We start from the raw sequence: 25,650 nt of genomic DNA on the forward strand, positions 1-25,650 counted from the left end.
ACTGAAGGTGCTATTTGATTTCCATCTTCAGTGGTATTTTTTTTGATACTTAAAGGGTTACAAACATGTCTCAAATAAACAGCGTCGAGTTAGGTGGATCCCGTTTCAATTCCACAGTCTACATAAGCGAATCGGATGTTATCCAGGACATAAAAATAGAATTAGCATCGAGCGGACGGTTGGTAAACAACAAGGCCATTATGATCAAACTTCTTGAGCGTTTAGAGACAGAAAAAGATGTTGTACAGTCAGATATCTTCCGCAACGCACTTGAACACGTGGTCTATCGCACTCCAGATGATTTGATATGATGACACACATCACAAGGTGTGATTAGTCGTATACCTTGTGATGAATACTGCCCCTTCGGATTATTTACCTGCATTCTCCAATCAATATTTTCCAGCGTTTTCATCTGAACATTTAACCTTAATCGATTGGTGGCTCGAACCAGCGGCCATTGCCGGTGCATTCAATGTAATCAAGCATCTCGCGCTTATCCGTGCCATCAAAATCACAGTTAGACGCGAACGGCTTGAATTGGAGCAATACAGAACTATTAAGCTCGCGGCTAATCAATTACCTCAATGGTTCAAAAATGACTAACAAATAGCTTGATACAAAGGGGAAAGAGTACGTCATGCTTTAAAAAGACCGAATATGAAAATTAGTGGAAACCTCAGGATAATTCTGCAATTATTCGTTATAAATAAATAATTAGAAAATATCGAAGCTGAATCTCGGCCTTTATAATCGATGCATTACAAGACAAGGTTACTCATCATTGGCAATAGAACTATAGTAATCAATATGTTAGATGTCGCTTTCTTAGCTCTCTGGCAAATGTTAGTTTAGATAACCCGTGCAAACTAGTCAAAGCTACTCCAGCACCTACAGAGACTATATACAAGACCAATAGCCATTTATTAAGTAAACTCAATGTTAAGAATTTCGCATAAGCTCTTTCTGGTAGTAAGACATTGAATGTTAGTGGGAGAGTAGCTAAATAAGCTCCGCCAAAATATAAAGTCACCCTCACTAACTCAACTAATCCTCGATATAATTTAAATTTATGCCTTGGTGCCTTCCACTCAAATGAAAGGGGGGAAGGTCTTATAGTCAGTAAGCTACTACACTTTCTAAATAAATCTATATCGCGAGTAGGATCTTTACTTTTAATTAGTGCTATGCGTTGTTCTTTCGTAAGAAACAACTCTTTAGTTATTGCAGCATAACCATATTCAACTGAAAGTTCTTTAAGATGCTCTTCCCCTGATATTTTATAAAGCTCATATGAAAACTTACTTAATTTTTTTTGTTTATCAAAAAGACGGTCGCTTGGAAAAACCCAACCTTTGAATAATGCAACAACAGCGATTAATGTAGTAATAAATGGAATTATATACTTAACCAGTGGTGATAAAATTTCTTCCATGATTATATTTCCTTTGAATTTTATATGCATTAATTATGAAATTTCTAACATTTCTGCCCATTTATAAGGATCGACATCCTCACCTGTTTCTTTAAAATGATATCGACTTCAATCCTATCTAGATGAACGTTCTCATTTTTCGCGCTAAGTGGCAACATCCTTTTGAAGGGTATTCATCATATTTAAAAACGTCTGAATTTCTAAATTCATACTCATCTTTTGCATTGATATTTAAGAAAGCTATTTGGCTCATTATTTAAAATAATGCTGTGGAAAAAAAATTATTAGAGAAGTTTTTCTTGTTTTAAGCTATATATTTGGAACAGAATATTCTTAATCCTATTCTATTTCGCAACATAATATATTATCTATTTCGTAGACTCTTAAAACCCCTTTATGTTCACGAAATAGATCTTCATTAGATGCCATTCGTTTGTTGTATAATCGATTTGCTTAATGGATGATACTCCAGCCAATCAAAAATAAAATGATACTTATGGGCAGGAACTCAAGAATATCGCTCACTGCTCCGGCTATAACAAAATAGATAAATGAGAACAACGATTCTACTATTTTTCTAAAAACACCTTGTTTCTTTTGACATATAAGACTAATCGTCCGAATCGCAAAAGCGAATGAAATAAATATAGCTTCCATGCTTATTCCCTTTAAAATTTATACTCTAATGCAATTATGACTTTATCTGTTGCGGCAACTTCATCGATACCACAACTGAAACTTGAGCCATTATTGATAATGCTTATTTTTATACCGGGCAACAAAATAACATCATAAATGTCGTATTTGTCATCAACTCGCAAAATCCAACTTCCATTACGTAAATCTTTTACGCCTAAATCTACTAACCAAGATCCTGAGTTATTATACAAAAAATTAGGGTCTGAAAAATTATTTGAAACGAAACTTAAATCGGCTTCCCAATAACCTGCATGTTCAAGTTTACCGCCATTTAAAAGCATTTTGGGGATGGCAAATCCTACAACTCTTTTTGTATGCTGAAGCCGTAGGCGTCAAACATACGAGTTAGCACGAACTTTATACCTAATGCCAAAATCTCGTCTAAAAGAGGTTTATCCTTATTGAGCTTGCCCATCCCTTTAAAACTTGCTTTTGCAAGTTCTTCAGTAAATAACAAGTTAGCATCTGCCCTTGTATCCAAGGCACATTGTACAATTGCATTGCATAGGATCTGCACGCGCTGGAGCCAACCTGCAATATTACTCTTTGCTATTCCTAGGTGATTAGATGACCCACGCTCTGCGCCACACGTTCGCCAGCCACTTCATGATGGCCGGTGGCAATATCATCGTGCTTCAGCGCATCCTCGGACACTCAGATATCAGGGTAACCATGCATTATGCGCACTTTGCACCGGACCACTTAGAAGACGCATTAACCAATAACCCATTATCGATTTTAGGTGCAAAAATGCCTGTCAAAAATGGTAATAAATTGAGCATGTCGAAGGTATAAATATCTTCTGAAAGTAATTAATTCCTGCGTAATTAAATCCGCTGTAGATGAACACTTCAATGTAATTTATGCTTTGGTCATCAACCATCATCAGGAGGCCACACTAGTTATGCAAGGATCTATAACGACGGAAGAGCCGGGAAGGCTTTATGCTTTTAAGTCACCGTTGCAGCCAGGCAACTATTTTGAACTTCCTCCGCGTAATGTGCCTCTTGATTCGAAGCCTATTCTCGATGATGAGTCTGGAATGTGTATTGGCTAATCTGTAATGCAGGCTCCTGGGTTATGGCGTATTTATGACAGCAGTGGCATTTTTATTCGTTTGGAAGAAGCCCCGCTTGAAACACCTCTGATCGATCCTACCGATATAGCACTGCTCGCATTTGGCGCTTTTCGCCTTATTAGACTTGGAAAAGCGTTGCTTGAAAGTGGAGTCAAAGCAGCGGCTAGAGTTGAACTCAGTCAGGCAACAATTAATTTGCTTCGTGGGCGGCTCAAAGTGGGTCTTTCCGCGCGCAGTCTTAAAATGACAGAATCAGCTGCCAGACATATGCTTTAACCCGGTAGATATGTCCCTCTCCTGATACAAGAAAAAGTCATTCGCTATGGTGTCAGAACAGCAGATTCATTAAAAAAACCCGGCTTATTCCGTTATGAAAGTCGAATGTATAGACTTGTGGAAGACAAACAAAACAAAGGCAAGTATATCTATAAGTTATATCGTCTTGAGGTTGTAGTCAGAGAGAAAGACTGGACTATCATGCATTTTCAGTACATACCATAAGGTAATTGAATGATTAATATTCAAAGTGGAACAAAGCTTTTAAAATTAGCACCCTACGAGAGGATCCCTGAACCCGAGTGTGCTGATTATGACCGCATTATGGTGTGGGTTGAATTTTCAATTCCACAACTGAAAACCCAATTCTCGGCAGAGTTTATGGCTGGCGATCTTGAGACTATCAAAGAAGAATTGATTGGGTTATACCAATCTCTTAAGAACCAAAAGAAGAGTGATAAAATTGTTTTCAGCAGTGTTTTTGAACAAGTAATGTTGACCTTTTATCCTGATGAATCAACGGGCTCTGTTGCCTTAGAGATGGTATTAAAACCTGAAAACAATGTTGAAAGCATTACGTTAACTGACTTGATCGGTATTGATGAAAGTTATTTCCCGGCTTTGCTCAATGATTTGGACGAACTGATTAACTGGCAAAACTAGGCCAATCTTGCACTAAAGCTCACAGCATACAACTGCCCTAAAAAATCATGCCTTAACCAATAATCCGTTATCGATTTTGGGGGTGAAAACAGCGGGTAAAAGTGGCGGCAAAATGGCGGCAGAGGATCCTACAGGGTAGAATGGCAGGAAATGGTGTGCCTAACTCATTGATTTAATTGTAAATGATTGATATTAAAGTGGGGCAAAAAAAAGACCGAATACGATTCCTATATTCGGTCTAGGGAAATGGCTCTTGGGAGAGAGCCGTGCGCTAAAAGTTGGCATTGATGCAGGCGGTTAAGCCTTACATGTTAAAGAGTAGTTGAGGTGTGATGCTTTTCCAGCCACTTTGACGTTAAGTGATAATAACTTTAGGAAATGAGTTTAGATTTGTGACCGCAACCTCAAAACCAATCATTTAAGATTCGAAATTGGCATCAAAAATCGTTATTGAGAAGAGATTTTGCGCATTGCCAATCAGAGGCCAACGCAGTCAGCCTCTGGACATAATTCAGCATTTAACAGAGGGTTTCTGCTCGTTCGATAAACGGTGCGAGGCTCATTTTATGGCCTGGGTTATTAGGGTCATCAAGTTGGATAGTGTTCAACGGTAGTGCAGTGGTCAAGCCTTGTTTTACCTGCTGAATAGCGATGTCATTTAGCGGATACTGAGCCAGGGTGCTGTCGTTAATTACGTACAAAGCTTTGCCCGGTCGGCACTGAAGCATCACTTCTTCACGGGTAAATGCCCATGTTTTGCCATACTCCAGGCGGCTAACGGTGACAACTTGCGGTGCCGCAAAGCAGCTGGCCGACAGGGTAAACAGCAGGCACCCAAGTAGTATTTTCTTCATGACTCTTCCTCGTTTAACTTTCTAATTCATTCTTACAGCGAAAGACACTAAGTCGATTTAATTGGGCGATAGGGTAGCAAAAAGGCTGACCAACGCAATCACCAAAAGGGCCAATCCGAACTCAGCCCAGCAAATAACCATCATGCGCTTTTGGGCCAACTGTGTGTGCATCGCCAGCTTTGGGACCAATCGATAACGGTTATAGACTGCTATTAGTACCATTAGCGCCACCAGCAAGACTTTACAGACCAGCAGCAATTCATACGTCGAATGCATGTTGGCAGGCCATCTCTGCAGTATAAAGGCGCTATTTATTACCCCGGTCAATATCACTAGCGCGACAGCGATGTGCCCATAAGTAGAAAATCTCAGCAGAGTCAGGATAGCCGCCGGACGTGTCGCAGGTTGATGGGTAAATGTCATACAGGTCATCAAGGGGATCAGACTTCCAAACCAGTAGCCAGCACTCAGTAAATGTATGGCGTGGTTAGTTCGTTGCAATACGCCTAATGAGCCCTCAAGCATGGCCGCGTGCCCAATTAGCGCCTGGCCTATCAGTAACCCGATACTGAGCAAAATCAATAGCAGATAACGCCCAGGCAAGCCATCAATCAGCACCAGCAACAATGCGAAAACGGCCATCAGCATATGCCAGCGCCAAACGTCGCCAAAAGTGGTCGTGAGCACCAGCATCCAGACGTTAAGGTTGATGGTATCGGGCCAGCCATTCCCCATTACCCCGGCCTGGATCGCCAGCATCACAAACGCACTGAATGCTGAAACAACGGCTGAAGTGGTAATTAGCGTCTGGTTTTTACGCGCCAGTATTGAAGTGAAAACTTCTGGCGACAGCAGGCGGGTAAAAACGCAGGCGCCAAAAAGTTGCATCACCGAAACGAAATGCACAAAACGGCAAATGACAAAAAGTGACGCCAGGCTCATAGGATTATTTCACCGTAAAGCTGTATTCACCTTGGGTCTTATGGCTGTCTACAGAAACAACGTGCCAAGAAACCAAATACTTTCCGCTGGTCAGGGGTGTTGGCAGCGCAATCAAAACTTGAGTGTTATCTTTGGCAGCCAGTTTGAAATCACCGGTTTTTACTGACTTATTGTCAGGACCTCTTAGTTCGACTTTACTAAAATTTGGCTCAACGCCTTCGCTAAAACCGAGCGTAAGTTCAGTGGGTGCCACGCTAATTTGGCTATCTGCGGCTGGGGTCTCGGTTTTTAGATGCGCGTGAGCAAAAGCCTGTTGTGAAATCAAACCTGCGGCTAATACGCAGGCAGAACTGAGAATACGCAAAGACTTCAGTTTTTTAATAGACACAATTTATCCTTGACTAATGAATATGAAAAATTCACGCGCAACTTTAGCGCAAACTGTCGCCGGGATCTGTGAAAATTGGTATGTAAACAAAGATGAGAAGCAGGAATAAGCTATTTTCGCACAAAAAGCCAAGGCTGAGATACTAATAATCTTATGAATAATAAGGACAAAAAACGCAGAGCCCTTTTAGGTTGCTCTGCGCTTGGTCTTAATTACGAAAATCGATTATTGTGTTTAAATCACACCACCGGTGATTGAGCGACAATTTCCTTCAAATCTTTATCGACGAGGAACAGGCCGTTTCCGGTATCGCTAACCAGGCCAAGTTTGTCCAGAACAGACTTGAACAGGGTCTCTTCTTCATGCTGCTCGGCAACATACCATTGCAGGAAGTTGAAGGTCGAATAATCTTTAGTGGTCATTGCCAGATCAGCAAGTTTGTTGATCTCTTCAGTGATCAATTGCTCGTGTTGATAAGCCAGATTGAACACGTCGGCCAGTGATTCGAAATCTGAGCGCGGTGCCTGAATTGTGCCCAGTAACGGCAGAGCACCAGTGTCACTCACGTATTTGAACAGGCGCTGCATGTGGGTCATTTCTTCACGGGAGTGTTCCATCATAAAGGCAGCAGCACCTTCATAACCTTTATCACTACACCAGGCACTCATCTGCAAATATAAATTAGCTGAATAGAATTCAAGATTCAGTTGGTCATTAAGCTGTTTGATCATATCTTCTTTAAGCACGATGAATCTCCAGAATTTAATAAAATTAAATTTCTTATTCGTTATATTGCATTATTTGTGAGCATTATGCACAACTCGAATTAAAATAAAAAGCCTTGATTAAACTAATATAATTAAAATCAAAGAATAATTTTAAACCCATGATTTATATTGATTTTATTTTTCATAAATAATAATTAAGTTGTTATTGATAATTATTTACAACAATAAATTACTATTAAAAAGAATCATTCTTATTTCGATTTATTATTTATTTATCTAAATATCACCCATTAACATTCGTTCTCAAAAGTGAATATAAATGATTGATAATCTCATTTAGATTTAATTGTTCTCGATATGGCACTCTAGAGGCATTCACCTCAGCCTCTGGCTCTTGTACAATACATGCATGAATGGCTGTTAACACCCAATGAGCAGGAAGAGATAATGAATCGTAATCTGGCGGAAACCAGTAAAGAAGAGATGGATAAAATTAACGTCGATTTGGCAGCCTCCGCCGTGGCATTTAAAGAGCGCTACAACATGCCGGTGGTAGCAGAGATAGCCGAACGTGAGCAAGTAGCCCATTTGCGCGACTATTTTCGGGAACGAGTGGCGTTTTATCGTGCGGAATCACATAAATATTCCCGCCTGCCTTATGAGCCGAAACAAAAATAATCGGCTTCATCGCGCAGGCGAGAATAGAGCATCATGTGCGGGCGAATTTCTGGTTGGCGCGGATCAGTTGATCAAGAATGCCGGGTTCATTAAACGAATGCCCTGCCCCTTCGATGATGTGCAATTCGGCTTCTGGCCAAGCCTGTGAAAGATCCCACGCATTTTGCAGTTGGCAGGCCATATCGTAGCGCCCGTGCACAATCACTGCAGGAATGTGGCGAATCTTTTCAACATCACGCAGCAGCTGGTCATCGGAATCCATAAAGCCCAGATGGGTAAAATAGTGGTTCTCGATGCGGGCAAAAGCCAGTGCAAAATCATCTTCGCCAAAGGAAGCCGAGTCTTCTGTCGGCAATAGGGTCACGGTCTCCCCTTCCCACAAGCTCCAGACTTTTGCTGCCTCAAGTTGAACGGCGCGATCGCCGCTGGTCAGGCGCGCACGATATGAGGCGATCACATCTTTGCGCTCTTCTTCAGAAAGAATCGACAAAACGTTCTGCCATTTTTCGGGGAAGAAACGTGAGGCTCCGTCCTGGTAATACCACAGCAGTTCCTGCTTTCTAATGGTAAAAATGCCGCGCATAACTAATTCACTGACGCGGTCGGGATGCTTTTGCGCGTAGGCCAACGCCAACGTCGATCCCCATGAACCACCAAACACCAGCCATTTTTCGACACCGGCCATCTCACGCAGTCGTTCAATATCTTCTACCAAATGCCAGGTGGTGTTATTTTCAAGACTGGCATGGGGCAGCGAACGTCCGCAGCCGCGTTGATCAAATAGCATCACGTCGTAATCGTTGGGATCAAAAAGCTGGCGATGAACCGCCGAACAGCCGCCGCCTGGACCGCCGTGAAGAAATACCGCCGGTTTACCTTTTGGGTTGCCGCTGCGCTCCCAATAAATCTGATGGCCATCACCGGTATCCAGCAATCCACTGGCATATGCTTCCCGAGGTAAATACAACCCTTTCAATTTAGGCATGACATTTCCTGTTGTTTTTTCATTCCAGTGTATTGATTTGCTTGCTCGTCTTAATAACAGCGTATCCAGCGAGAGGGGTCAATCTCCTTGCACTCTCAATACAAAAAAAGCGGGATATTTTCGATTAACAGCACATTAAATCAGCGCCACTGTGCAGATAATAAGCGCTTGGTGTTGCCAAATAAAAACAACCGCTGTCATAACAACAGATTGTTGAAAAAAAGCCGCTCTTCTATTGCAACTTTACTCAAATAGGCAGTAAATAGCATAGCAACCCAATCCAACCCGCTATAGAGAGGCCTGTATGAGTAAAGGAATGGATAGCAAAAAAAATGCGAAGAAAAAGCCATTGAAAACCCCAGCTGAGAAAAAAGCAGACAAAAAGGCCAAGAAGGCTTCTGCTTAACACATGACTTCGTATCAAGATAAACCCGCCTAACGCGGGTTTTTTGTTAAAAGGCCCGAGCTAAAAAACATCTGAGAGTAACCAATGAGTGACTTTATTATTGCTGCAGCGCAAATCACCTGCCTGGCTGGTAATATCGAAGTAAATATCAATCGCCATGTACAAGCCATCGCGCTCGCCGCCTCGCATCGTGTAAACCTGCTGATTTTTCCCGAACTGTCATTAACAGGCTATGAACCTGATTTAGCCCGCAAGTTAGGTCTGACTTTGCAGGACTCCCGTCTCGAAACCTTGCGAAATCTGGCAAAAAATCATGAAATGACGATTGTAGTTGGCGCTCCTTTATGCTGCAACGATGGTGATGCTCTCTATATTGGCGCTGTCGTGTTTGCCCCCGACGGCACTCTTTATTCTTATACCAAGCAGCATCTGCACGAAAGTGAAGAACACTTTTTCACTGCCGGTCAGGGCGGTCCACAGCTTAACGTCTGTGGCAAAGTTTTGGGTCTGGCAATCTGTGCAGATATCGGTTTCGCTTCTCATCCACAGTTTGCGGCCGAGCACGGGGCTGAAATTTACGCTGCCGGAGTGCTTGTCTCAGAGCCTAGCTATCTGCGCGAAAGCGAGATGATGCGCAACTATGCCGAAAAACACCGCATGACTGTCGTGATGGCAAATCATTGCGCTCCAACTGGGGGATGGGTTCCGGCCGGTAAAAGCGCGATTTGGTCCGAGCAGGGGCATGTGATTGCCGTGGCTCCGGCTAATCAGGACGCCATTACCATCGCCAGGCAAACTCAAAACGGCTGGCAAGGACAGGTCGAGCTGTTAAGCTATCAGGGGACATAAACCATCAGGAGCAAAGCATGACTTTTAGGGTGATAGATACAGAAACCTGTGGCTTTAACGGCGGCGTGGTGGAAATCGCCTCTGTCGATGTGGTCGACGGTATCATTACTCAGCCCATGAGCGATCTGGTCTGTCCTGACCGGGAAATCAGCCCGCAGGCAATGGCTATCCATCACATTACTGAAGAAATGGTGGAAGACAAACCGCGCATTGCCGTTGCGGTTAGAAGGTATCAAAATCATCCCTTCTATGTGGCTCACAATGCAGCCTTTGATCGCGCAATGCTGCCTGAGATGAACGGTCAGTGGATTTGTACGGTAAAACTGGCGCGTGAAGTGTTCCCCAATCTGCCAAGCTATAGCCTGCAAAATTTGCGAAACAGCTTGCAACTCGACACCACGCCACCGGCACATCTGCATCCACACCGCGCATTGTATGATTGCTATGTCACGGCCTCGCTGCTGCAGCTGATTTTAAAAGAGACAAGTTGGAGCGCGGAAGAGATGGTCGCACTTGTTGACCGCCCTACTTTGTTACGCACGCTGAAATTTGGCAAATATCGTGGGCAGAAAATTGCCGAGATAGCGGCGCAAGATCCGGGCTATCTACGATGGATGCTGAAGTCGATCGACAACCTGAGTGCCGACATGCGCTACAGCCTGAAGTATTTTTTACAGAACTAACGGGCTGCGGAACTAAGCAGAAGTTGAATAAGCAGAAGTTGAAAGTAAAAAGAGGCTGGGACAACCGCCTCTTTTTTATTGCCTCGTGACTAGTGAGTAAACCCTGAGTTTACCTTAGCAGGTCTTATTTTGGCTGGCTTAGCGCAATCACGAAAGCGTATTCCATCGCGATATCTTCGTAAGCCTTGAAGCGCCCCGATTTACCGCCGTGTCCCGAATCCATGTCGGTGTACATCAGCAGCTGATTATCATCGGTCTTCAAGTCACGTAACTTGGCGACCCACTTGGCCGGTTCCCAATATTGCACCTGAGAATCGTGCAGACCGGTAGTGACCAGCATGTGTGGATATGCCTGCGCTTTTACCTGATCGTAAGGGCTATATTGCAGAATATAGTCGTAATAGGCTTTATCATTCGGATTGCCCCACTCGTCATACTCGCCGGTAGTCAGCGGGATTGACTCGTCAAGCATAGTGGTGACCACATCAACGAATGGTACCTGCGCAACAATACCGTGATAAAGCTCGGGTGCCAGGTTAATCACCGCGCCCATCAACAGGCCGCCCGCGCTGCCGCCCATCGCATAAACTTGTTCGCTGTCGCCATATTGCCGAGAAACCAGCTCACGGGTGACGTCGATAAAGTCATGGAAGGTGTTAAGCTTGTTAAGCAGTTTGCCGTCGTCATACCACTGCTGACCGAGATCGGCACCACCGCGAATATGTGCCAGCGCAAATACGAAACCGCGATCCAGCAGGCTCAAACGGCTGCCGCTGAACCCTGGATCCATGCTGCTGCCATATGATCCGTAAGCATAGATCATTAGCGGGTTGTGCCCAGGCTTAAAGGTATCCTGTCGATAGACCAGTGATACTGGCACCTTCACGCCGTCGCGAGCGCTTACCCACACGCGTTCGCTGCGATAGTTGGCAGAATCAAAATCTTTAACTTCCTGCTGTTTCAGCAGCTTGCGTTCATCAGTATCGAGATCCAACTCAAACAATGAGCTGGCAGTGGTCATGGAAGAGTAACCATAACGCAACTTGGAAGTGTCGGGATCAGGATTGAATGACAGCCAGGTCACATAGGTCGGATCGTCAAACTTCAGCGATTTTTCTTCACCGCTCTGCCAGTGGATTTGACGCAGGTGGGTCAGGCCATCCTGACGTTCTTCGATAACCAGCCAGTCGCGGAACAGGCTGAAACCTTCGAGCATCACCTCGTCGCGCGCAGCGATCAGTGTCTGCCAGCTAGCTTCATCGGCAGTTTCGCTCTTATAAAGGCCAAAGTTTTTACCGTCTTTATTTGAACGGATATAAAAATGACCCAGATAGTGATCGAAGGCGTATTCATGATCTTTGCGACGCGGCACAAACATCACCGGCTCTGCCAGCGGATTATCGGCGTCCAGCAGCAGCACTTCAGACGTCGTGGTGCTGTCGAGATGGATCAGGATATAACGCTCGGAAGTAGTTTTATCCAGCCCGACATAAAATGTGTCGTCTTTTTCTTCGTAGATCAGCACGTCATTGGCCGGATCAGTGCCGACTTCATGGCGATAAACCTGATAAGGCAACAGCGTGGTTTTATGCTTGCGCACATAGAAGATGGTTTTAGAATCGTTGGCCCATTCGGCACTTCCTGAGGTATTACTCAGAACTTCCTCAGACCAGCTGTCATCTTTCAGGTTTTTAACGCGAATATCATACTGGCGTCGTGACAGAAAATCTTCCGCTACCAGCAATTGAGCATTGTCAGGGCTGACATCGAGGCCGCCGAGGGTATAAAACTCACGATCGGCGGCACGTTCGTTGCCATCAATCAGCGTTTGCCAATGCTCGGTTTCGCCTTCCGGCTGGCGGAAGTAAATTGCATATTCGTTGCCCGGCTCATAACGAGTCTGATACCGATAACCGTGTTTCACATAAGGAACGGAGTGGTCCTGCTGCGCAATACGGTCAACCATTTCCTGATACAGTTTTTCACGCAACGCCTGATGCGGTTGCATCGCCTGCTCGGTCCACGCGTTTTCAGCTTGAAGATAATTTAATACGTCTTCATTGCTGCGCTCGTCATCGCGCAGCCAATAATAATCATCTACGCGAGTGTCGCCGTGCACAGTCATCGGAAACGGACGTTTTTCAGCCTTTGGAGGTGTCATCATTGTTGGGTGTTGCTCCTCTCGATTATTTCAGTTCGCGATCGAATACTTTACAGGTTAGCGAAGCAAAACGGCTTTGCAGTTTTTGCCTTTGATCTTGCCTTCCTGCAAACGCTGCAGGGCTTTCTTGGCGCTGTTTTTGCGAATCGCGACGTAGGCGTGGATCGGGAACATATCAATTTTGCCAACTTCAGCGGCGGTCAGGCCAGCATCACCGGTTAATGCACCGAGAATATCGCCAGGACGGATCTTGGCTTTACGGCCACCGTCAATGCACAGGGTCAGCATTTCAGGTTCCAGAGTGGTCGCTGGCGCTGCAAGAGCCTGAGCGGCTGGCTGCCATTTAAAACGCTTATGAGTGTAGTCTTCGAGCGCGTTGACTCGCCCCATTTCCTGCGGCGCAACCAGGCTTATAGCAAGACCGCTGGTTCCGGCACGCCCGGTTCGGCCCACGCGATGCACGTGCACTTCTGGATCAAAAGACAGCTCGTAGTTAATGACCAGACCTAGCTGTTTGATGTCCAAACCGCGGGCGGCGACGTCGGTTGCAACCAGCACGCGGCAGCTGCCGTTGGAGAAACGCACCAGAACGCGGTCGCGATCGCGCTGTTCCAGATCACCGTTCAGCGCCAATACGCTGATGCCTTTGCTGGCCAGTGTGTCGGCCACTTCCTGACAATCGCGCTTGGTATTGCAGAACACCACGCATGACGTTGGCTGATGCTGATACAGCACTGCGGCCAGCAGCGACAAACGGCTGTGGCGATCGGCTTCGATGAATACCTGCTCGATATCGGCAACGTCTTCGTCGCCTTCAATTTCAACATTGAGAGGCTGACGCTGAAACTTGTCGCTGATGCGCTCGATGCCCGCCGGATAAGTTGCGGAAAATAGCAGTGTTTGGCGCGATGGCGGCGTATAGCTCACCACGTCTTCAATATCTTCGCTAAATCCCATATCCAGCATGCGATCGGCTTCATCAAGCACCAGCACTTTCAGCTGATCCAGCTTCAGCGTGCCTTTGCGCAAGTGTTCCTGAATACGGCCTGGAGTACCCACAACGATATGCGGCTGATGAACCAGCGAATCAAGCTGTGGCGCGATCGGCTGACCACCACACAGAGTCAGAATTTTAATGTTCTGGGTAAAACGAGCCAGACGACGCAGCTCTTTGCTGACCTGATCCGCCAGTTCACGCGTTGGGCACAGCACCAGAGACTGGCAGAAAAAATCGCTAACGGTGATTTTATCCAGCAGGCCAATGCCAAAGGCGGCGGTTTTACCACTGCCCGTTTTCGCCTTGGCGCGCACATCCTGCCCGAGCAGAATGGCAGGGAGCGAGGCTTCCTGGATTGGCGTCATTTGGGCGTAACCCAACTCTTCGAGGTTGGAAAGCTGTTCGGATGGCAAAGTCAGTGTGGAGAAAGAATGCGTGCTCAAGGCGATAACTCTTTATGTAAGGCGAATAAAACGAAGCGGCGCAGGATAATCGGCACCATGTAATGGGTTAGATAATAACAGAGAAGGGATAATCGCGCCTTAGCGCTCTACTTTATGCAGCACACTTTTTGCGGCAAATCAGGCCGGCACAAAAAAACCCGCAGCAGAGGCGGGTTTTAGAGAAACGTGATCTTGCATCTTCAGTAGCCGGTAAAAAACTGGCGGTCTGGCTTAAACAAGCCAGCAAACTGATTACAGAGCGATGACGTTGGCAGCAGACGGGCCGCGCGGGCTGTCTTGAATGGTGAATTCTACGTTCTGACCTTCAGCCAGAGTTTTGAAACCATCGCTGTTGATTGCAGAAAAATGTACGAAAACGTCTTTTGAACCATCCGCAGGAGTGATGAAACCGAAGCCTTTGCTCTCGTTAAACCATTTTACCTGACCAGTTAACTTGCTCATTTTACTATCCTTTACTTTTGAAAAAGCACCCGCCTCGATCGCGAATGCCTGACTATTAACGCATATTCATGGCGATCACGCAAATCGACGCCAGTGCGCGCAATCGTTTTCGTAGCAGGATATTTTGCTATATAATGCGCCGAAACAATTCCGGACCCGTCGGAAAAAGGTTTTAAAGCCAAGCACTATTAATCAATAAAATCTTTGATTAATAACAGAATTATTAATTTTAATATCACTGACAAAGAGTTAGGTATCCCGCTATGTTAACCATCGGAACTGCACTGCGCACCGACGCCACCCGCGTCATGTTATTGGGCTCTGGCGAGTTGGGCAAAGAAGTGGCGATCGAATGCCAACGTCTTGGCCTGGAAGTGATCGCGGTCGATCGCTATGCTGACGCGCCTGCGATGCAGGTTGCCCACCGCAGCTTCGTTATCAACATGCTGGATGGTGAAGCGCTGAAGCGGCTGATCGAAAGCGAGCGTCCTGACTATATCGTGCCAGAAATCGAAGCGATCGCCACCAGCATGTTGGTCGAGCTGGAAAAACAGGGCCATAACGTAGTGCCTTGTGCAGAAGCGACTCGCCTGACCATGAACCGTGAAGGTATCCGTCGTCTGGCAGCCGAAACGCTGAAACTGCCAACCTCTACCTACCGTTTTGCCGACGATGAAGCCAGCTTCAAGCAGGCTGTGCAGGAAATCGGTTATCCGTGCATTATCAAGCCGGTAATGAGCTCTTCAGGTAAAGGCCAGAGCCTGATCCGCAGTGAAGAAACGCTGCAGGCAGCATGGGACTATGCCCAGCTGGGCGGCCGTGCTGGCGGTGGCCGAGTGATCGTGGAAGGTTTAGTTAAATTTGATTTTGAGATAACCCTGCTAACTATCAGCGCGGTTGACGGCATTCATTTCTGTGCGCCGATCGGCCATCGTCAGGAAGACGGCGACTACCGAGAATCGTGGCAGCCACAGCAGATGACGGATCTGGCGCTGCAACGTGCGAAAGATATTGCCGAAAGCGTGGTTAAGGCGCTGGGTGGTCACGGCCTGTTTGGCGTTGAACTGTTTGTTTGTGGCGATGAAGTGGTGTTTAGCGAAGTTTCACCACGTCCACACGATACCGGCATGGTGACACTGATTTCTCAGGATCTTTCCGAGTTCGCACTGCACGTCCGCGCTTTCCTGGGCCTGCCTATCGGCACTATCCGCCAGTTCGGTCCATCCGCTTCTGCCGTGATCCTGCCAGAACTGACCAGCAACAACGTTAGCTTCAGCGGCCTTGAACATGCGCTGATCGGGTCTAATCAGGTGCGTTTATTTGGTAAGCCGGAAATCAGCGGCAAACGTCGTTTAGGCGTGGCGCTATCGATTGGTGAAACCATTGAACAGGCCGTTGAAACAGCGATTAAAGCGGCCGCTGCAGTGGTCGTGAAAGGTTAATTTTATCAGTTAGTTAGAAGCGAAATCCTGCTAGCCGTTGCGCATAGTCACTCCTGCGCGCAACGGCCAAAATCCTCAAAACGAGTTATTAGTCGTCTTCATCATCAAAGATAACCGTCACGCGATCACCTTTGTGGGTCTCACGAATTTCAGCGGCAACTGTAGCGATAGCTTCACCGCTGCTCATGCCAGTCTGCATTAATTCATGGATGCGATCTGCGGCTTCTTGCTGCTCTTTATGTGAAAGTGAGGGCATACCGGTGAGCATAAGAGTGTTCCTGTCATTGTTTCGGGCTTAGCCGGGCATTATACGCCTTAATTTGCCGATGACCTACCGGCATCAAATCTATGCTAGGATCGGCAAGTCAGGAACCGCGTTTTCATCGTGTCAGGAACTTTCAAATAAAATGCCAGCCGCCCAGTCCATTGATTTTAAAACCCTTGCTTATCAACCCGATGCGCTGCTTAGCCGCTTTGCGCCGCTGTCTTGCCAGCCTTGGGCAATGCTGCTGCACTCCGGTTCGGCCGATCATGCACACAACCGCTTTGATATTCTGGTGGCTGACCCCATTGTGACTTTGACCACTCGCGGTCAGCACACGGAAATCCGCCGTAAGGAACTGAGTCAGCCTGAAGTCAGTGAAATTGACCCTTTTACCCTATTGCAAAACGAACTGGAACATTGCCGCATCAAGCCTGAGGTCAACAACGACCTGCCATTTCTTGGCGGTGCGCTTGGGCTGTTGGGCTATGACCTTGGCAGAACCATCGAGCATTTACCCACTCAGGCACAGCGTGATATCAACCTGCCTGATATGGCGATGGGAATTTACAGCTGGGCACTGATTGCCGACCACCATTTACAACGCCTGACGCTGGTTAGCTACGAGGATATCGAGGCGCGACTTGCCTGGCTGGCGCAATATCAGCAGGCCCCCACGGCTCATGAATTCAAACTGGATTCCGCCTGGCGCGCCAACATGACCCGCGAAGAATACGGCGATAAATTCCAGCAGGTGCAGGAATATTTGCACAGCGGCGACTGCTACCAAATCAATCTGACACAGCGTTTCGAGGCCAATTACCGTGGCGACGAATGGAAAGCCTTTTTACGTCTCAATCAGGCCAATCGGGCGCCGTTTTCGGCTTTCTTGCGACTGCCCGAAAATGCTGTGCTAAGCCTGTCGCCCGAGCGTTTTATCTGGCTCGAGGAAAACAGGATCCAGACCCGCCCGATCAAAGGTACGCTGCCGCGCAGTGACGATCCAAAAACCGATCGCTTACAGGCTGACAGGCTGGCTAATTCACCGAAGGATCGCTCAGAAAACCTGATGATCGTCGATCTGTTGCGCAATGACATTGGCCGCGTGGCGATTCCCGGCAGCGTCAAGGTTCCCGAACTGTTTGTGGTCGAGCCTTTCCCGGCCGTTCATCACTTGGTCAGCACCATAACTGCCACCCTGCCGGAAAGCTGTCATGCGGCCAGCCTATTACGCGGCTGCTTTCCCGGAGGATCAATCACCGGCGCGCCGAAAATCCGCGCCATGCAGATTATCGAACAGCTGGAACCTCAGCGACGCAATGGCTACTGCGGCAGCATCGCTTATCTCAGTTTCTGCGGCACCATGGACAGTAGCATCACCATTCGTACCCTATTGACCGAGAACGGGAAAATCTACTGTTGGGCCGGTGGCGGCATTGTTGCCGACAGCCAGGAGCAGGCGGAATATCAGGAAACCTTTGATAAAGTCGCCCGGATCCTGCCATTGCTCGGCGAGAGCATCGCGCCATGAGCCTTGTTCAGCTCGCCCCCCTACCCGCCGAGGTTGAAGACTTTGTGCGCCGTTTTCAGCTGCATTTGCCGACAACGCCTGTTCGCAAGGCAATAGGACAGCGCCAGGCGGCGGTGCTTATCCCGATTGTTTGCCGCGAACAGCCGACAATTTTGCTGACTCGCCGCTCAGACAGGCTGCGCAAACACGCTGGACAAGTTGCCTTCCCCGGCGGCGCAACCGATGCTTCTGACCCTTCCGCAGTGTTCACGGCTCTGCGCGAGGCGCACGAGGAGGTGGCAATTCCGCCTGCAATGGTGCGCGTTTTAGGCCAGCTAAATCCAGTCGACAGCAGCAGCGGATTCCGGGTAACGCCGGTAGTTGGGTTGATTCCGGTGGATACTCCGCTGCATCCCAATGAAGATGAGGTCGCCGAATTATTTGAAATCCCCTTGCAGGAGGCGCTGAATTTTTCACGCTATCACCCGCTGGAAATTCACCGCAAAGGCATCAGCCGTCGGGTGTATTTTTCTTGGTATGAAGAACAGTTTGTATGGGGAATGACCGCCGGAATTATCTTGCAATTGGCTCAACAAATCGCCAATTGACGGCCCTCTGTGACCCAGGTCCCCATCAGCTTCACACTTATTTGATGAATTACTTTTTTTCATGCGAAAAACGCTGCGTTCTCCGTCACACCCTTTTACACTATACCTCTAACAACCGAACAATAAATAAGCAATATTTGGGCAATGCGGTCTCCCGTGATTCACCTGCGCCAGTTGTCCCTATCCAGGAGTGTTAAAGTGATCAGTGTTTTCGACATGTTCAAAGTGGGTATTGGCCCGTCCAGCTCTCATACGCTGGGCCCAATGAAAGCGGGCAAACAGTTTGCCGATGATCTGTTGGAAAAAAACCTGTTGTCTGACGTGACTCGCATTGCGGTAGACGTCTACGGCTCATTGTCTCTGACCGGTAAAGGTCACCACACCGATGTTGCGATCATCCTTGGTCTGGCAGGTAATAAGCCCGATACCGTGGATATCGACGGCATTCCTCACTTTATCAAAGACGTTGAACAGCGCCAGCGCCTGCCTATCGGCGGCACGCAGCACGAGGTGGATTTCCCTCGCGATACTGGGATGGTGTTTCGTGGCGAAAATCTGCCACGTCATGAGAATGGCATGCAAATTCACGCCTACGTCGGCGAGCAGAGGGTTTACAGCAAAACCTATTATTCCGTTGGCGGCGGTTTTATCGTCGATGATGAGCATTTTGGCCAGCCGGTGCTTGATGAGGTTGAAGTGCCCTACGCATTCAACTCGGCCAGCGAAATGCTGCAAAAATGCCGTGAGACCGGGCTTTCGCTGTCTGGTTTAATGATGAAAAACGAGCTGGCACAGCACAGCAAAGCCGAGATCGATCAGTACTTCGAGAATATCTGGCACACCATGCAAGCGTGCATCGATCGTGGCCTGAATACTGAAGGCGTGCTGCCTGGCCCGCTGCGTGTGCCGCGTCGCGCCTCGGCTCTGCGCCGCATGTTGGTGTCCAATGACAAACTGTCCAATGACCCGATGGTAGTGATCGACTGGGTGAACATGTTCGCATTGGCGGTTAACGAAGAGAACGCCGCCGGCGGCCGCGTGGTCACTGCGCCTACCAATGGTGCCTGCGGGATCGTGCCTGCAGTTTTAGCCTACTACGACAAGTTTATCGGCTCGGTCAGCCCAGATATTTATCAGCGCTATTTCCTCTCTTCCGGCGCTATTGGCATCCTTTACAAGATGAACGCCTCAATTTCCGGAGCGGAAGTCGGTTGTCAGGGTGAAGTTGGCGTGGCCTGTTCAATGGCAGCGGCGGGTCTGACCGAACTGCTTGGCGGCAGCCCGGAACAAGTTTGCGTCGCGGCAGAAATTGGCATGGAGCATAATCTCGGTCTGACCTGTGACCCCGTTGCCGGGCAAGTCCAGGTTCCGTGCATCGAGCGAAATGCCATTGCCTCGGTAAAAGCGATTAACTCCGCACGCATGGCTTTGCGCCGCACCAGTGAACCGCGCGTATCCCTGGATAAAGTCATCGAGACGATGTACGAAACCGGTAAAGATATGAATGCTAAATATCGCGAAACCTCTCGCGGTGGTTTGGCAATTAAAGTGCAGTGTGACTAAAAAGTGCAGTGTGACTAATGATAGTTAGCAAGTTCAGTTAGCAGCCTGAGTTGGCAGCCTAATGTTGTCTGGCAGAATTGTTTCTAAAAAGATGACGTTCAGGGATAACTAATTAGGCAGATTAAACCAAGGGGCAGCATCTTAAGATGTCTGCCCCTTTGAATTACTCTATTTCGCTCCACTCATTGTGAAGTGGAATCTTGGTAATGCGCACGCGCTCGATGCGATATTCCGAAACCTCGATCACCTCAAAACGCAGCGCCGCCATCTCAATCACCTCGCCTTGCACTGGCATTTGCCCGGATTCAGACAATAGCAAACCGGCCAGCGTGGCGTAATCGGCGTTGGTACTCACCAGATCAGAAGTGTTCAGCAACTGCTCCAGCGAATGCAGATCGGTGCCGCCTTTTGCCATCCAACCGTCACCATCAACAATAACGTCCGGCGTTTCGTCTTCATCAGGGAATTCGCCAGCGATGGCCTCCAAAACGTCAAGCGGTGTCACCAGCCCCTGAATTACGCCAAACTCGTTGCTGACTACGACCAAGCGGCCTCTGGCGCGGCGCAATACCGCCAACAGCTTGATCACGTCCATGGTTTCTGGCACCACGATCGGCGGCGTTTGAGCAGCAAATGCCACGATATCCTCGCCATTTTCCAATGCCACCAGCAAGTCTTTGGCTCGCACCACGCCGATAACGTCATCCAGCGACTGACGACAAATCGGGAACAAACTGTGCGGCGTGTCCAGCAACTGCATGCGGATGTCATCAGCCGAACGCTCGCAGTCAACCCATGAGATATCGTTACGTGGGGTCATAATGCTGCGCAAAGTGCGGGAAGCCAGAGTCAAAACGCCGCTTATCATAAAACGCTCTTCCTCGGCGAAGGTTTCTTCCTTGAGCGCATCGCCATGCTGTTCTTCCTCGTGACGATCGCTGTCGCGTTTGCCACCCATCAAACGATGGATAGCTTCGGCGGTGCGTTCACGCATTGGAAGGTGTGACTGACTTTTCAAGAAATTACGGCGAGCAATCTGGTTGAAAAGCTCGATAATCACCGAGAAGCCAATCGCCGCGTAGAGATAACCTTTTGGAATATGGAAACCAAAACCTTCAGCAATCAGGCTCAGACCGATCATCAGCAAGAAGCTGAGGCACAGCACCACCACCGTTGGATGCGCATTGACGAATCGTGTCAATGCCTTAGAAGCCAACAGCATGACGCCCATTGCGATAACGACTGCTGTCATCATGACAGCCAGGTTATTGACCATACCCACGGCGGTGATCACCGCATCAAGTGAAAACACGGCATCCAGCACCACAATTTGCGCCACTACAGACCAAAAACTGGAGTAACCCCGATTATTGCCGCCCAAGCCGTTGTGCCCTTCGAGCCGTTCATGCAGCTCGCTGGTAGCCTTAAACAGAAGGAACAGGCCACCCATCAGCAAGATCAAATCGCGTCCGGAGAAGGTAAATTGCGCAATGCTAAACAGCGGCGAGGTGAGTTTAACCATCCACGAGATCAGCGAAAGCAGCCCAAGGCGCATCACTAATGCCAGCGATAAACCAATGATTCTTGCTTTATCGCGCTGCTTTGGCGGCAGTTTGTCCGCAAGAATAGCGATAAACACCAGGTTATCGATGCCCAGCACGATTTCAAGAACGATAAGCGTCAGCAACCCGACCCAAATCGAGGGGTCCATTAAAAATTCCATATCAGACTCCGCAAACAGCGGCGCGATGGCCTTGCATTAAGGGATACGGCTTTCAAGGGGAATAATAATGTAGCGGAATGAAGCGAAGTTAAGCGTCGTCGGTGACAGTCCATAGGGTGGGCTGAGGCCCGGCACTCCTGTGTAATAATTGGAAATACAATGTAACAGCTCAATTTGTTTTCGCAAAGTCCCTTTTGGGGCGCTTATCCTCAATTCAGCCTAAGCTCTAAGTTGTTTTTTGCCGTAAATCATTGAAACGTTCAAAACAGCACGCGCTGATTAACATTCGAATCTGAATAGCAGACAGTCGTCACAAAATTTATTTTTTCACACACTAAAATAAATCCAGTCGACACATTCGACCGGTTTTTACACTGTTTGGTTATTGATTTTTCAGAAACAAAAGGAAGACAGAGTTTTTTCAACTCGAAAATAATGTAGGGAACACAGCATTCGTCAAGGGATCCTGCTGACGAATTATAAAAGCTTTATCACTTAAGTGCAGAACCCGCTCGACGGGTCACAAGAGGAGGTAGCGAGTGAGTATTGCTATTATCATCGGCACTCATGGTTCAGCGGCCGAACAGCTGCTGAAAACGACGGAAATGTTAATTGGCGATCAAGACAACGTCGCCTTTATCGATTTCGTCCCTGGGGAAAACGCCGATACACTGGTTGAAAAATACAACATAAAGCTTGAAAACCTCGACAAGAGCAGCGGCGTGCTGTTTTTAGTCGATACCTGGGGCGGCAGCCCTTTTAATGCCGCCAGCCGTATTGTTCTCGACAAAGAAAATTATGAGGTCGTCACCGGAGTTAACATTCCTATGCTGGTCGAGACCTTTATGGGCCGTGACGACAACCCGACTCTTGCCGAGCTGACCGGCATTGCGCTCGAAACCGGTAGATTGGGAGTCAGGGCCTTAAAGTTTGCCGAACCGGAGAGTGATAAGCCCGTTACTGCCCCGCCAGTTGCCGCTCCAGCCGCTCCAGCCGCTCCAGCCAGAGTACTGGGTCCTAACGATCACATGAAGATCGGTCTTGCACGCATCGACGACCGTCTGATTCATGGCCAGGTCGCTACCCGCTGGACCAAGGAAACCAACGTTAACCGCATCATTGTTATCAGTGATGAAGTGGCGGCCGATACGGTACGCAAAACGTTGCTGACGCAGGTTGCGCCTCCGGGAGTCACCGCTCACGTGGTCGACGTTGCCAAAGCCATTCGTGTCTATGACAACCCTAAATACGCCGGTGACCGCGTAATGCTGCTTTTCACCAATCCTACCGATGTGGTTCGGGTGGTTGACGGCGGCGTTAAAATTCCTTCGGTCAATATTGGCGGTATGGCGTTTAAACAAGGTAAAACTCAGGTCACCAACGCGGTCTCCGTTGATCAGAAAGATATCGACGCGTTTAAGAAATTAAATAGCCAGGGTATCGAACTTGAAGTGCGCAAAGTGTCTTCCGACAGCCGTCTGAAGATGATGGATTTGATTAACAAGATGAATTAATAAAGCCAGCGCAGAAAGTCCGGCTGATAACAAGGCAATGGACTGTTCAAGTCGGCATTATTTTACTCAGCTTCCTTGGTATAGGAGAAGGTCAATGGAGATCACCACACTACAAATTGTGCTGATATTTATTGTCGCATGTATTGCCGGGATGGAATCCATCCTGGATGAGTTTCAGTTTCACCGTCCGTTAGTAGCCTGTACGTTGATTGGTATCGTGCTTGGCGATATGAAAACCGGGATTATCATCGGGGGGACGCTGGAAATGATCGCCCTGGGCTGGATGAACATCGGTGCCGCTGTCGCACCTGATGCCGCCCTCGCCTCGATAATCTCGACCATTCTGGTCATTGCCGGCGGGCAGTCGATTGGTGCTGGTATTGCGCTGGCTATTCCATTGGCCGCTGCGGGTCAGGTATTGACCATTATCGTTCGTACCATAACCGTCGCCTTCCAGCACGCAGCTGATAAGGCGGCCGAAAAAGGCAACTTGAGTGCCATCTCATGGATACACGTCTCGGCCCTGATCCTACAGGCAATGCGTATCGCTATTCCGGCTGCAATTGTTGCCGTGTCCGTAGGGACCAGCGTCGTGCAGAGCATGCTCAGCTCGATTCCAGAAGTCGTAACCAGCGGTCTTAACATCGCAGGTGGCATGATCGTAGTGGTCGGTTACGCGATGGTTATCAACATGATGCGTGCTGGCTACCTGATGCCGTTCTTCTATCTAGGCTTCGTGACTGCCGCCTTCACCAACTTTAACCTGGTTGCACTGGGCGTGATTGGTGTGGTGATGGCAGTGCTGTATATCCAGCTGAGTCCAAAATACAACAAGTCTGCACAGGCTGCCGGACCGGCTCATGGCGTTAACGACCTCGACAACGAATTGGACTAAGGGTGAGAGAAATGGTTGATCAAACTCAAGTAAAAAAACTCACACCCGGCGATATTCGCGGTGTGTTCTTACGCTCAAACCTGTTTCAGGGTTCATGGAACTTTGAACGTATGCAGGCATTGGGATTCTGCTTCTGCATGGTGCCGGTTATTCGTCGTCTGTATCCTGAAAACAACGATGACCGTAAACAGGCGATTAAACGCCACCTGGAGTTCTTTAATACCCATCCTTACGTCGCAGCGCCAGTGCTGGGCGTAACCTTGGCGATGGAAGAACAGCGTGCCAATGGCGCACCTATCGACGACGCGGCGATCAACGGCCTGAAAGTCGGTTTGATGGGTCCGCTGGCCGGCGTGGGTGACCCGATCTTCTGGGGTACCGTACGTCCGGTGTTTGCAGCGCTGGGTGCCGGTATCGCGATGAGCGGTAGCCTGCTCGGTCCTTTGCTGTTCTTCGTGCTGTTCAACCTTGTACGTTTGCTGAACCGTTATTACGGCGTAGCCTATGGCTACAAGAAAGGCGTTGATATCGTTAGCGATATGGGCGGCGGTTTCCTGCAAAAACTGACTGAGGGGGCGTCAATTCTCGGCCTCTTTGTCATGGGAGCATTGGTTAACAAATGGACCCACGTCAACATCCCGCTGGTGGTCTCCAAAATTACCGATAATACCGGTCATACCACGGTAACAACGGTACAGGGGATCCTTGACCAGCTGATGCCGGGTCTGGTGCCTTTACTGTTAACCTTCGGCTGTATGTGGCTACTGCGCAAAAAAGTCAATGCGCTGTGGATCATCATGGGCTTCTTTGTGCTGGGTATTTTTGGTTACTGGATTGGCCTGCTGGGTCGCTAAGCAGTAAAGTGTAACCGGGGGCATTATCGCCTCCGGTTTTTTATTGGAGGGAAACGCGGAATGACGGTTACGGATATTGCCCTGATTATCTTTATTTTTCTGCTGTTGGCCTATGCCGTTTTCGATGAATTTATTATGGGAAAAACTCGCGGCAAAACGTTGCTCAAGGTTAACCTGCAAAGAAGAAACAAGCTGGATGCGGTGATCTTTATCGGCCTGCTGGCAATCCTGCTCTACAACAATATCTACGCTCAGGGCAGCCCTGTCACCACCTACTTACTGGTAAGTCTGGCAATTATTGCCTTTTATATCTCGTTCATCCGATTGCCAAAAATGCTGTTTAAACCTATCGGCTTCTATTACGCCAATATTTTTATTACCTACGATCGCATCAAGGCGATGAACCTTTCGGAGGACGGAATTTTGGTGATCCAACTGGAACAGAAGAGATTGCTGGTGCGGGTTAAAGAAATGGACGATCTCGAGAGTATTTATAAGTTTATGGTTAACTATCAGTAACTCACCCCGGGCTTAATTACAGGCGGTCAGACC

General features: G+C 48.0%; 28 protein-coding genes and 1 pseudogene. 17 read left to right on the forward strand and 12 right to left on the reverse strand.

Going from position 1 to position 25,650, the window contains the following annotated elements:
* Positions 1-65 precede the first annotated feature (65 nt).
* A complete protein-coding gene (locus AB3G37_RS16180) occupies positions 66-311 on the forward strand; it encodes a biofilm development regulator YmgB/AriR family protein (protein WP_009635842.1) in 246 nt (81 codons plus the stop codon).
* A gap of 40 nt (positions 312-351) precedes the next feature.
* Positions 352-606: a hypothetical protein gene (locus AB3G37_RS16185; RefSeq protein WP_369788469.1), complete on the forward strand. Its 255-nt coding sequence runs from the start codon at positions 352-354 to the stop codon at positions 604-606.
* Between the two features lie 199 nt (positions 607-805).
* On the opposite strand, the gene AB3G37_RS16190 is transcribed toward AB3G37_RS16185, so the two are convergent.
* Together AB3G37_RS16190 and AB3G37_RS16195 are read right to left on the reverse strand one after the other, a co-directional pair.
* Complete coding sequence (locus AB3G37_RS16190) at positions 806-1,435, reverse strand: hypothetical protein (protein ID WP_369788470.1); 630 nt, start codon at positions 1,433-1,435, stop codon at positions 806-808.
* A 668-nt stretch (positions 1,436-2,103) separates the two neighbouring features.
* A complete protein-coding gene (locus AB3G37_RS16195) occupies positions 2,104-2,415 on the reverse strand; it encodes a hypothetical protein (RefSeq protein WP_369788471.1) in 312 nt (103 codons plus the stop codon).
* Between the two features lie 286 nt (positions 2,416-2,701).
* Between AB3G37_RS16195 and AB3G37_RS16200 the strand changes: the two are divergent.
* The 4 genes and pseudogenes from AB3G37_RS16200 to AB3G37_RS16215 form a co-directional block, all read left to right on the forward strand.
* Positions 2,702-2,929, forward strand: a pseudogene (locus tag AB3G37_RS16200) (tyrosine-type recombinase/integrase); the annotation flags it as partial.
* Between the two features lie 109 nt (positions 2,930-3,038).
* The gene (locus tag AB3G37_RS16205) at positions 3,039-3,191 is read left to right on the forward strand and encodes a hypothetical protein (RefSeq protein WP_369788472.1); all 153 of its coding nucleotides are present in this window, start codon (positions 3,039-3,041) and stop codon (positions 3,189-3,191) included.
* A gap of 6 nt (positions 3,192-3,197) precedes the next feature.
* Positions 3,198-3,488: a hypothetical protein gene (locus tag AB3G37_RS16210; protein WP_369788473.1), complete on the forward strand. Its 291-nt coding sequence runs from the start codon at positions 3,198-3,200 to the stop codon at positions 3,486-3,488.
* A 234-nt stretch (positions 3,489-3,722) separates the two neighbouring features.
* Complete coding sequence (locus tag AB3G37_RS16215) at positions 3,723-4,151, forward strand: hypothetical protein (protein ID WP_369788474.1); 429 nt, start codon at positions 3,723-3,725, stop codon at positions 4,149-4,151.
* A 518-nt stretch (positions 4,152-4,669) separates the two neighbouring features.
* On the opposite strand, the gene AB3G37_RS16220 is transcribed toward AB3G37_RS16215, so the two are convergent.
* From AB3G37_RS16220 to ftnA, 4 genes are all read right to left on the reverse strand, one after another.
* On the reverse strand, positions 4,670-5,005 hold the full coding sequence (locus AB3G37_RS16220) for a YebY family protein (RefSeq protein ID WP_009635836.1): 336 nt from the start codon (positions 5,003-5,005) through the stop codon (positions 4,670-4,672).
* 57 nt (positions 5,006-5,062) lie between these two features.
* On the reverse strand, positions 5,063-5,947 hold the full coding sequence (copD, locus tag AB3G37_RS16225; protein ID WP_369788475.1) for a copper homeostasis membrane protein CopD: 885 nt from the start codon (positions 5,945-5,947) through the stop codon (positions 5,063-5,065).
* A 4-nt stretch (positions 5,948-5,951) separates the two neighbouring features.
* Positions 5,952-6,335 (reverse strand): copper homeostasis periplasmic binding protein CopC, encoded by a 384-nt coding sequence (gene copC / locus AB3G37_RS16230; RefSeq protein WP_369788476.1) that lies wholly within the window; start codon positions 6,333-6,335, stop codon positions 5,952-5,954.
* Between the two features lie 239 nt (positions 6,336-6,574).
* Positions 6,575-7,081 carry a non-heme ferritin gene (gene ftnA, locus AB3G37_RS16235; RefSeq protein ID WP_009635833.1) on the reverse strand — a complete coding sequence of 169 codons (507 nt, stop codon included), beginning with the start codon at positions 7,079-7,081 and terminating at the stop codon, positions 6,575-6,577.
* Positions 7,082-7,510: 429 nt separating this feature from the next.
* On the opposite strand from ftnA, the gene AB3G37_RS16240 reads away from it, so the two are divergent.
* Positions 7,511-7,741, forward strand: a complete 231-nt coding sequence (locus AB3G37_RS16240) for a DNA polymerase III subunit theta (RefSeq protein ID WP_009635832.1) — start codon at positions 7,511-7,513, stop codon at positions 7,739-7,741.
* Positions 7,742-7,772: 31 nt separating this feature from the next.
* Here AB3G37_RS16240 and pip read toward each other — a convergent pair whose 3' ends face one another.
* Positions 7,773-8,726, reverse strand: a complete 954-nt coding sequence (gene pip / locus AB3G37_RS16245) for a prolyl aminopeptidase (protein ID WP_369788477.1) — start codon at positions 8,724-8,726, stop codon at positions 7,773-7,775.
* A 490-nt stretch (positions 8,727-9,216) separates the two neighbouring features.
* On the opposite strand from pip, the gene AB3G37_RS16250 reads away from it, so the two are divergent.
* Together AB3G37_RS16250 and exoX are read left to right on the forward strand one after the other, a co-directional pair.
* A complete protein-coding gene (locus tag AB3G37_RS16250) occupies positions 9,217-9,981 on the forward strand; it encodes a carbon-nitrogen hydrolase family protein (protein WP_369788478.1) in 765 nt (254 codons plus the stop codon).
* A 17-nt stretch (positions 9,982-9,998) separates the two neighbouring features.
* Entirely contained in the window at positions 9,999-10,664 is a 666-nt protein-coding gene (gene exoX / locus AB3G37_RS16255; protein ID WP_369788479.1) for an exodeoxyribonuclease X, read from the forward strand.
* A 124-nt stretch (positions 10,665-10,788) separates the two neighbouring features.
* On the opposite strand, the gene AB3G37_RS16260 is transcribed toward exoX, so the two are convergent.
* The 3 genes from AB3G37_RS16260 to cspC form a co-directional block, all read right to left on the reverse strand.
* Positions 10,789-12,828: a S9 family peptidase gene (locus AB3G37_RS16260; RefSeq protein WP_369788480.1), complete on the reverse strand. Its 2,040-nt coding sequence runs from the start codon at positions 12,826-12,828 to the stop codon at positions 10,789-10,791.
* A 54-nt stretch (positions 12,829-12,882) separates the two neighbouring features.
* The gene (gene dbpA / locus AB3G37_RS16265; RefSeq protein WP_369788481.1) at positions 12,883-14,265 is read right to left on the reverse strand and encodes an ATP-dependent RNA helicase DbpA; all 1,383 of its coding nucleotides are present in this window, start codon (positions 14,263-14,265) and stop codon (positions 12,883-12,885) included.
* Between the two features lie 252 nt (positions 14,266-14,517).
* Positions 14,518-14,727 (reverse strand): cold shock-like protein CspC, encoded by a 210-nt coding sequence (gene cspC / locus AB3G37_RS16270; RefSeq protein ID WP_009635825.1) that lies wholly within the window; start codon positions 14,725-14,727, stop codon positions 14,518-14,520.
* A 263-nt stretch (positions 14,728-14,990) separates the two neighbouring features.
* Here cspC and purT point away from each other — a divergent pair, with 263 nt between their 5' ends.
* Entirely contained in the window at positions 14,991-16,169 is a 1,179-nt protein-coding gene (purT, locus tag AB3G37_RS16275; RefSeq protein ID WP_369788482.1) for a formate-dependent phosphoribosylglycinamide formyltransferase, read from the forward strand.
* An 88-nt stretch (positions 16,170-16,257) separates the two neighbouring features.
* Here the strand turns inward: purT and AB3G37_RS16280 are convergent, their stop codons facing one another.
* Positions 16,258-16,437, reverse strand: coding sequence for a YoaH family protein (locus AB3G37_RS16280; protein WP_369788483.1), 180 nt, complete (start codon positions 16,435-16,437; stop codon positions 16,258-16,260).
* A 139-nt stretch (positions 16,438-16,576) separates the two neighbouring features.
* Here AB3G37_RS16280 and pabB point away from each other — a divergent pair, with 139 nt between their 5' ends.
* From pabB to AB3G37_RS16295, 3 genes are all read left to right on the forward strand, one after another.
* Positions 16,577-17,962, forward strand: coding sequence for an aminodeoxychorismate synthase component 1 (gene pabB, locus AB3G37_RS16285; protein WP_369788484.1), 1,386 nt, complete (start codon positions 16,577-16,579; stop codon positions 17,960-17,962).
* Positions 17,959-18,549 (forward strand): CoA pyrophosphatase, encoded by a 591-nt coding sequence (locus tag AB3G37_RS16290; protein WP_369788485.1) that lies wholly within the window; start codon positions 17,959-17,961, stop codon positions 18,547-18,549. Before pabB ends, AB3G37_RS16290 begins: the two co-directional genes overlap by 4 nt.
* 198 nt (positions 18,550-18,747) lie before the next feature.
* Positions 18,748-20,112 (forward strand): L-serine ammonia-lyase, encoded by a 1,365-nt coding sequence (locus tag AB3G37_RS16295; protein ID WP_009635820.1) that lies wholly within the window; start codon positions 18,748-18,750, stop codon positions 20,110-20,112.
* Positions 20,113-20,275: 163 nt separating this feature from the next.
* Here AB3G37_RS16295 and AB3G37_RS16300 read toward each other — a convergent pair whose 3' ends face one another.
* Positions 20,276-21,835 (reverse strand): TerC family protein, encoded by a 1,560-nt coding sequence (locus AB3G37_RS16300; protein ID WP_369788486.1) that lies wholly within the window; start codon positions 21,833-21,835, stop codon positions 20,276-20,278.
* A gap of 539 nt (positions 21,836-22,374) precedes the next feature.
* Here AB3G37_RS16300 and manX point away from each other — a divergent pair.
* From manX to AB3G37_RS16320, 4 genes are all read left to right on the forward strand, one after another.
* On the forward strand, positions 22,375-23,349 hold the full coding sequence (manX, locus tag AB3G37_RS16305; protein WP_009635818.1) for a PTS mannose transporter subunit IIAB: 975 nt from the start codon (positions 22,375-22,377) through the stop codon (positions 23,347-23,349).
* A 94-nt stretch (positions 23,350-23,443) separates the two neighbouring features.
* Entirely contained in the window at positions 23,444-24,244 is an 801-nt protein-coding gene (locus AB3G37_RS16310; RefSeq protein WP_009635817.1) for a PTS mannose/fructose/sorbose transporter subunit IIC, read from the forward strand.
* A gap of 11 nt (positions 24,245-24,255) precedes the next feature.
* Positions 24,256-25,098, forward strand: coding sequence for a PTS mannose transporter subunit IID (locus AB3G37_RS16315; protein ID WP_009635816.1), 843 nt, complete (start codon positions 24,256-24,258; stop codon positions 25,096-25,098).
* 60 nt (positions 25,099-25,158) lie between these two features.
* On the forward strand, positions 25,159-25,617 hold the full coding sequence (locus tag AB3G37_RS16320; protein ID WP_009635815.1) for a DUF986 family protein: 459 nt from the start codon (positions 25,159-25,161) through the stop codon (positions 25,615-25,617).
* Positions 25,618-25,650: the final 33 nt, after the last annotated feature.

Source organism: Rouxiella sp. WC2420, from assembly GCF_041200025.1.
Classification (GTDB): Bacteria; Pseudomonadota; Gammaproteobacteria; order Enterobacterales; family Enterobacteriaceae; genus Rouxiella.

What these genes read in the sequence shown, in the direction of transcription:
- AB3G37_RS16290 (WP_369788485.1), top strand. Translation starts at nt 17,959, where the DNA reads ATGAGCCTTGTTCAGCTCGCCCCCCTACCCGCCGAGGTTGAAGACTTT.
- AB3G37_RS16300 (WP_369788486.1), bottom strand. Translation starts at nt 21,835, where the DNA reads ATGGAATTTTTAATGGACCCCTCGATTTGGGTCGGGTTGCTGACGCTT.
- AB3G37_RS16190 (WP_369788470.1), bottom strand. Translation starts at nt 1,435, where the DNA reads ATGGAAGAAATTTTATCACCACTGGTTAAGTATATAATTCCATTTATT.
- AB3G37_RS16185 (WP_369788469.1), top strand. Translation starts at nt 352, where the DNA reads ATGAATACTGCCCCTTCGGATTATTTACCTGCATTCTCCAATCAATAT.
- AB3G37_RS16180 (WP_009635842.1), top strand. Translation starts at nt 66, where the DNA reads ATGTCTCAAATAAACAGCGTCGAGTTAGGTGGATCCCGTTTCAATTCC.
- purT (WP_369788482.1), top strand. Translation starts at nt 14,991, where the DNA reads ATGTTAACCATCGGAACTGCACTGCGCACCGACGCCACCCGCGTCATG.
- pip (WP_369788477.1), bottom strand. Translation starts at nt 8,726, where the DNA reads ATGCCTAAATTGAAAGGGTTGTATTTACCTCGGGAAGCATATGCCAGT.
- AB3G37_RS16250 (WP_369788478.1), top strand. Translation starts at nt 9,217, where the DNA reads ATGAGTGACTTTATTATTGCTGCAGCGCAAATCACCTGCCTGGCTGGT.
- AB3G37_RS16260 (WP_369788480.1), bottom strand. Translation starts at nt 12,828, where the DNA reads ATGATGACACCTCCAAAGGCTGAAAAACGTCCGTTTCCGATGACTGTG.
- AB3G37_RS16220 (WP_009635836.1), bottom strand. Translation starts at nt 5,005, where the DNA reads ATGAAGAAAATACTACTTGGGTGCCTGCTGTTTACCCTGTCGGCCAGC.
- AB3G37_RS16215 (WP_369788474.1), top strand. Translation starts at nt 3,723, where the DNA reads ATGATTAATATTCAAAGTGGAACAAAGCTTTTAAAATTAGCACCCTAC.
- pabB (WP_369788484.1), top strand. Translation starts at nt 16,577, where the DNA reads ATGCCAGCCGCCCAGTCCATTGATTTTAAAACCCTTGCTTATCAACCC.
- exoX (WP_369788479.1), top strand. Translation starts at nt 9,999, where the DNA reads ATGACTTTTAGGGTGATAGATACAGAAACCTGTGGCTTTAACGGCGGC.
- AB3G37_RS16315 (WP_009635816.1), top strand. Translation starts at nt 24,256, where the DNA reads ATGGTTGATCAAACTCAAGTAAAAAAACTCACACCCGGCGATATTCGC.
- AB3G37_RS16195 (WP_369788471.1), bottom strand. Translation starts at nt 2,415, where the DNA reads ATGCTTTTAAATGGCGGTAAACTTGAACATGCAGGTTATTGGGAAGCC.
- AB3G37_RS16310 (WP_009635817.1), top strand. Translation starts at nt 23,444, where the DNA reads ATGGAGATCACCACACTACAAATTGTGCTGATATTTATTGTCGCATGT.
- copD (WP_369788475.1), bottom strand. Translation starts at nt 5,947, where the DNA reads ATGAGCCTGGCGTCACTTTTTGTCATTTGCCGTTTTGTGCATTTCGTT.
- cspC (WP_009635825.1), bottom strand. Translation starts at nt 14,727, where the DNA reads ATGAGCAAGTTAACTGGTCAGGTAAAATGGTTTAACGAGAGCAAAGGC.
- AB3G37_RS16320 (WP_009635815.1), top strand. Translation starts at nt 25,159, where the DNA reads ATGACGGTTACGGATATTGCCCTGATTATCTTTATTTTTCTGCTGTTG.
- AB3G37_RS16210 (WP_369788473.1), top strand. Translation starts at nt 3,198, where the DNA reads ATGCAGGCTCCTGGGTTATGGCGTATTTATGACAGCAGTGGCATTTTT.
- AB3G37_RS16240 (WP_009635832.1), top strand. Translation starts at nt 7,511, where the DNA reads ATGAATCGTAATCTGGCGGAAACCAGTAAAGAAGAGATGGATAAAATT.
- AB3G37_RS16280 (WP_369788483.1), bottom strand. Translation starts at nt 16,437, where the DNA reads ATGCTCACCGGTATGCCCTCACTTTCACATAAAGAGCAGCAAGAAGCC.
- AB3G37_RS16205 (WP_369788472.1), top strand. Translation starts at nt 3,039, where the DNA reads ATGCAAGGATCTATAACGACGGAAGAGCCGGGAAGGCTTTATGCTTTT.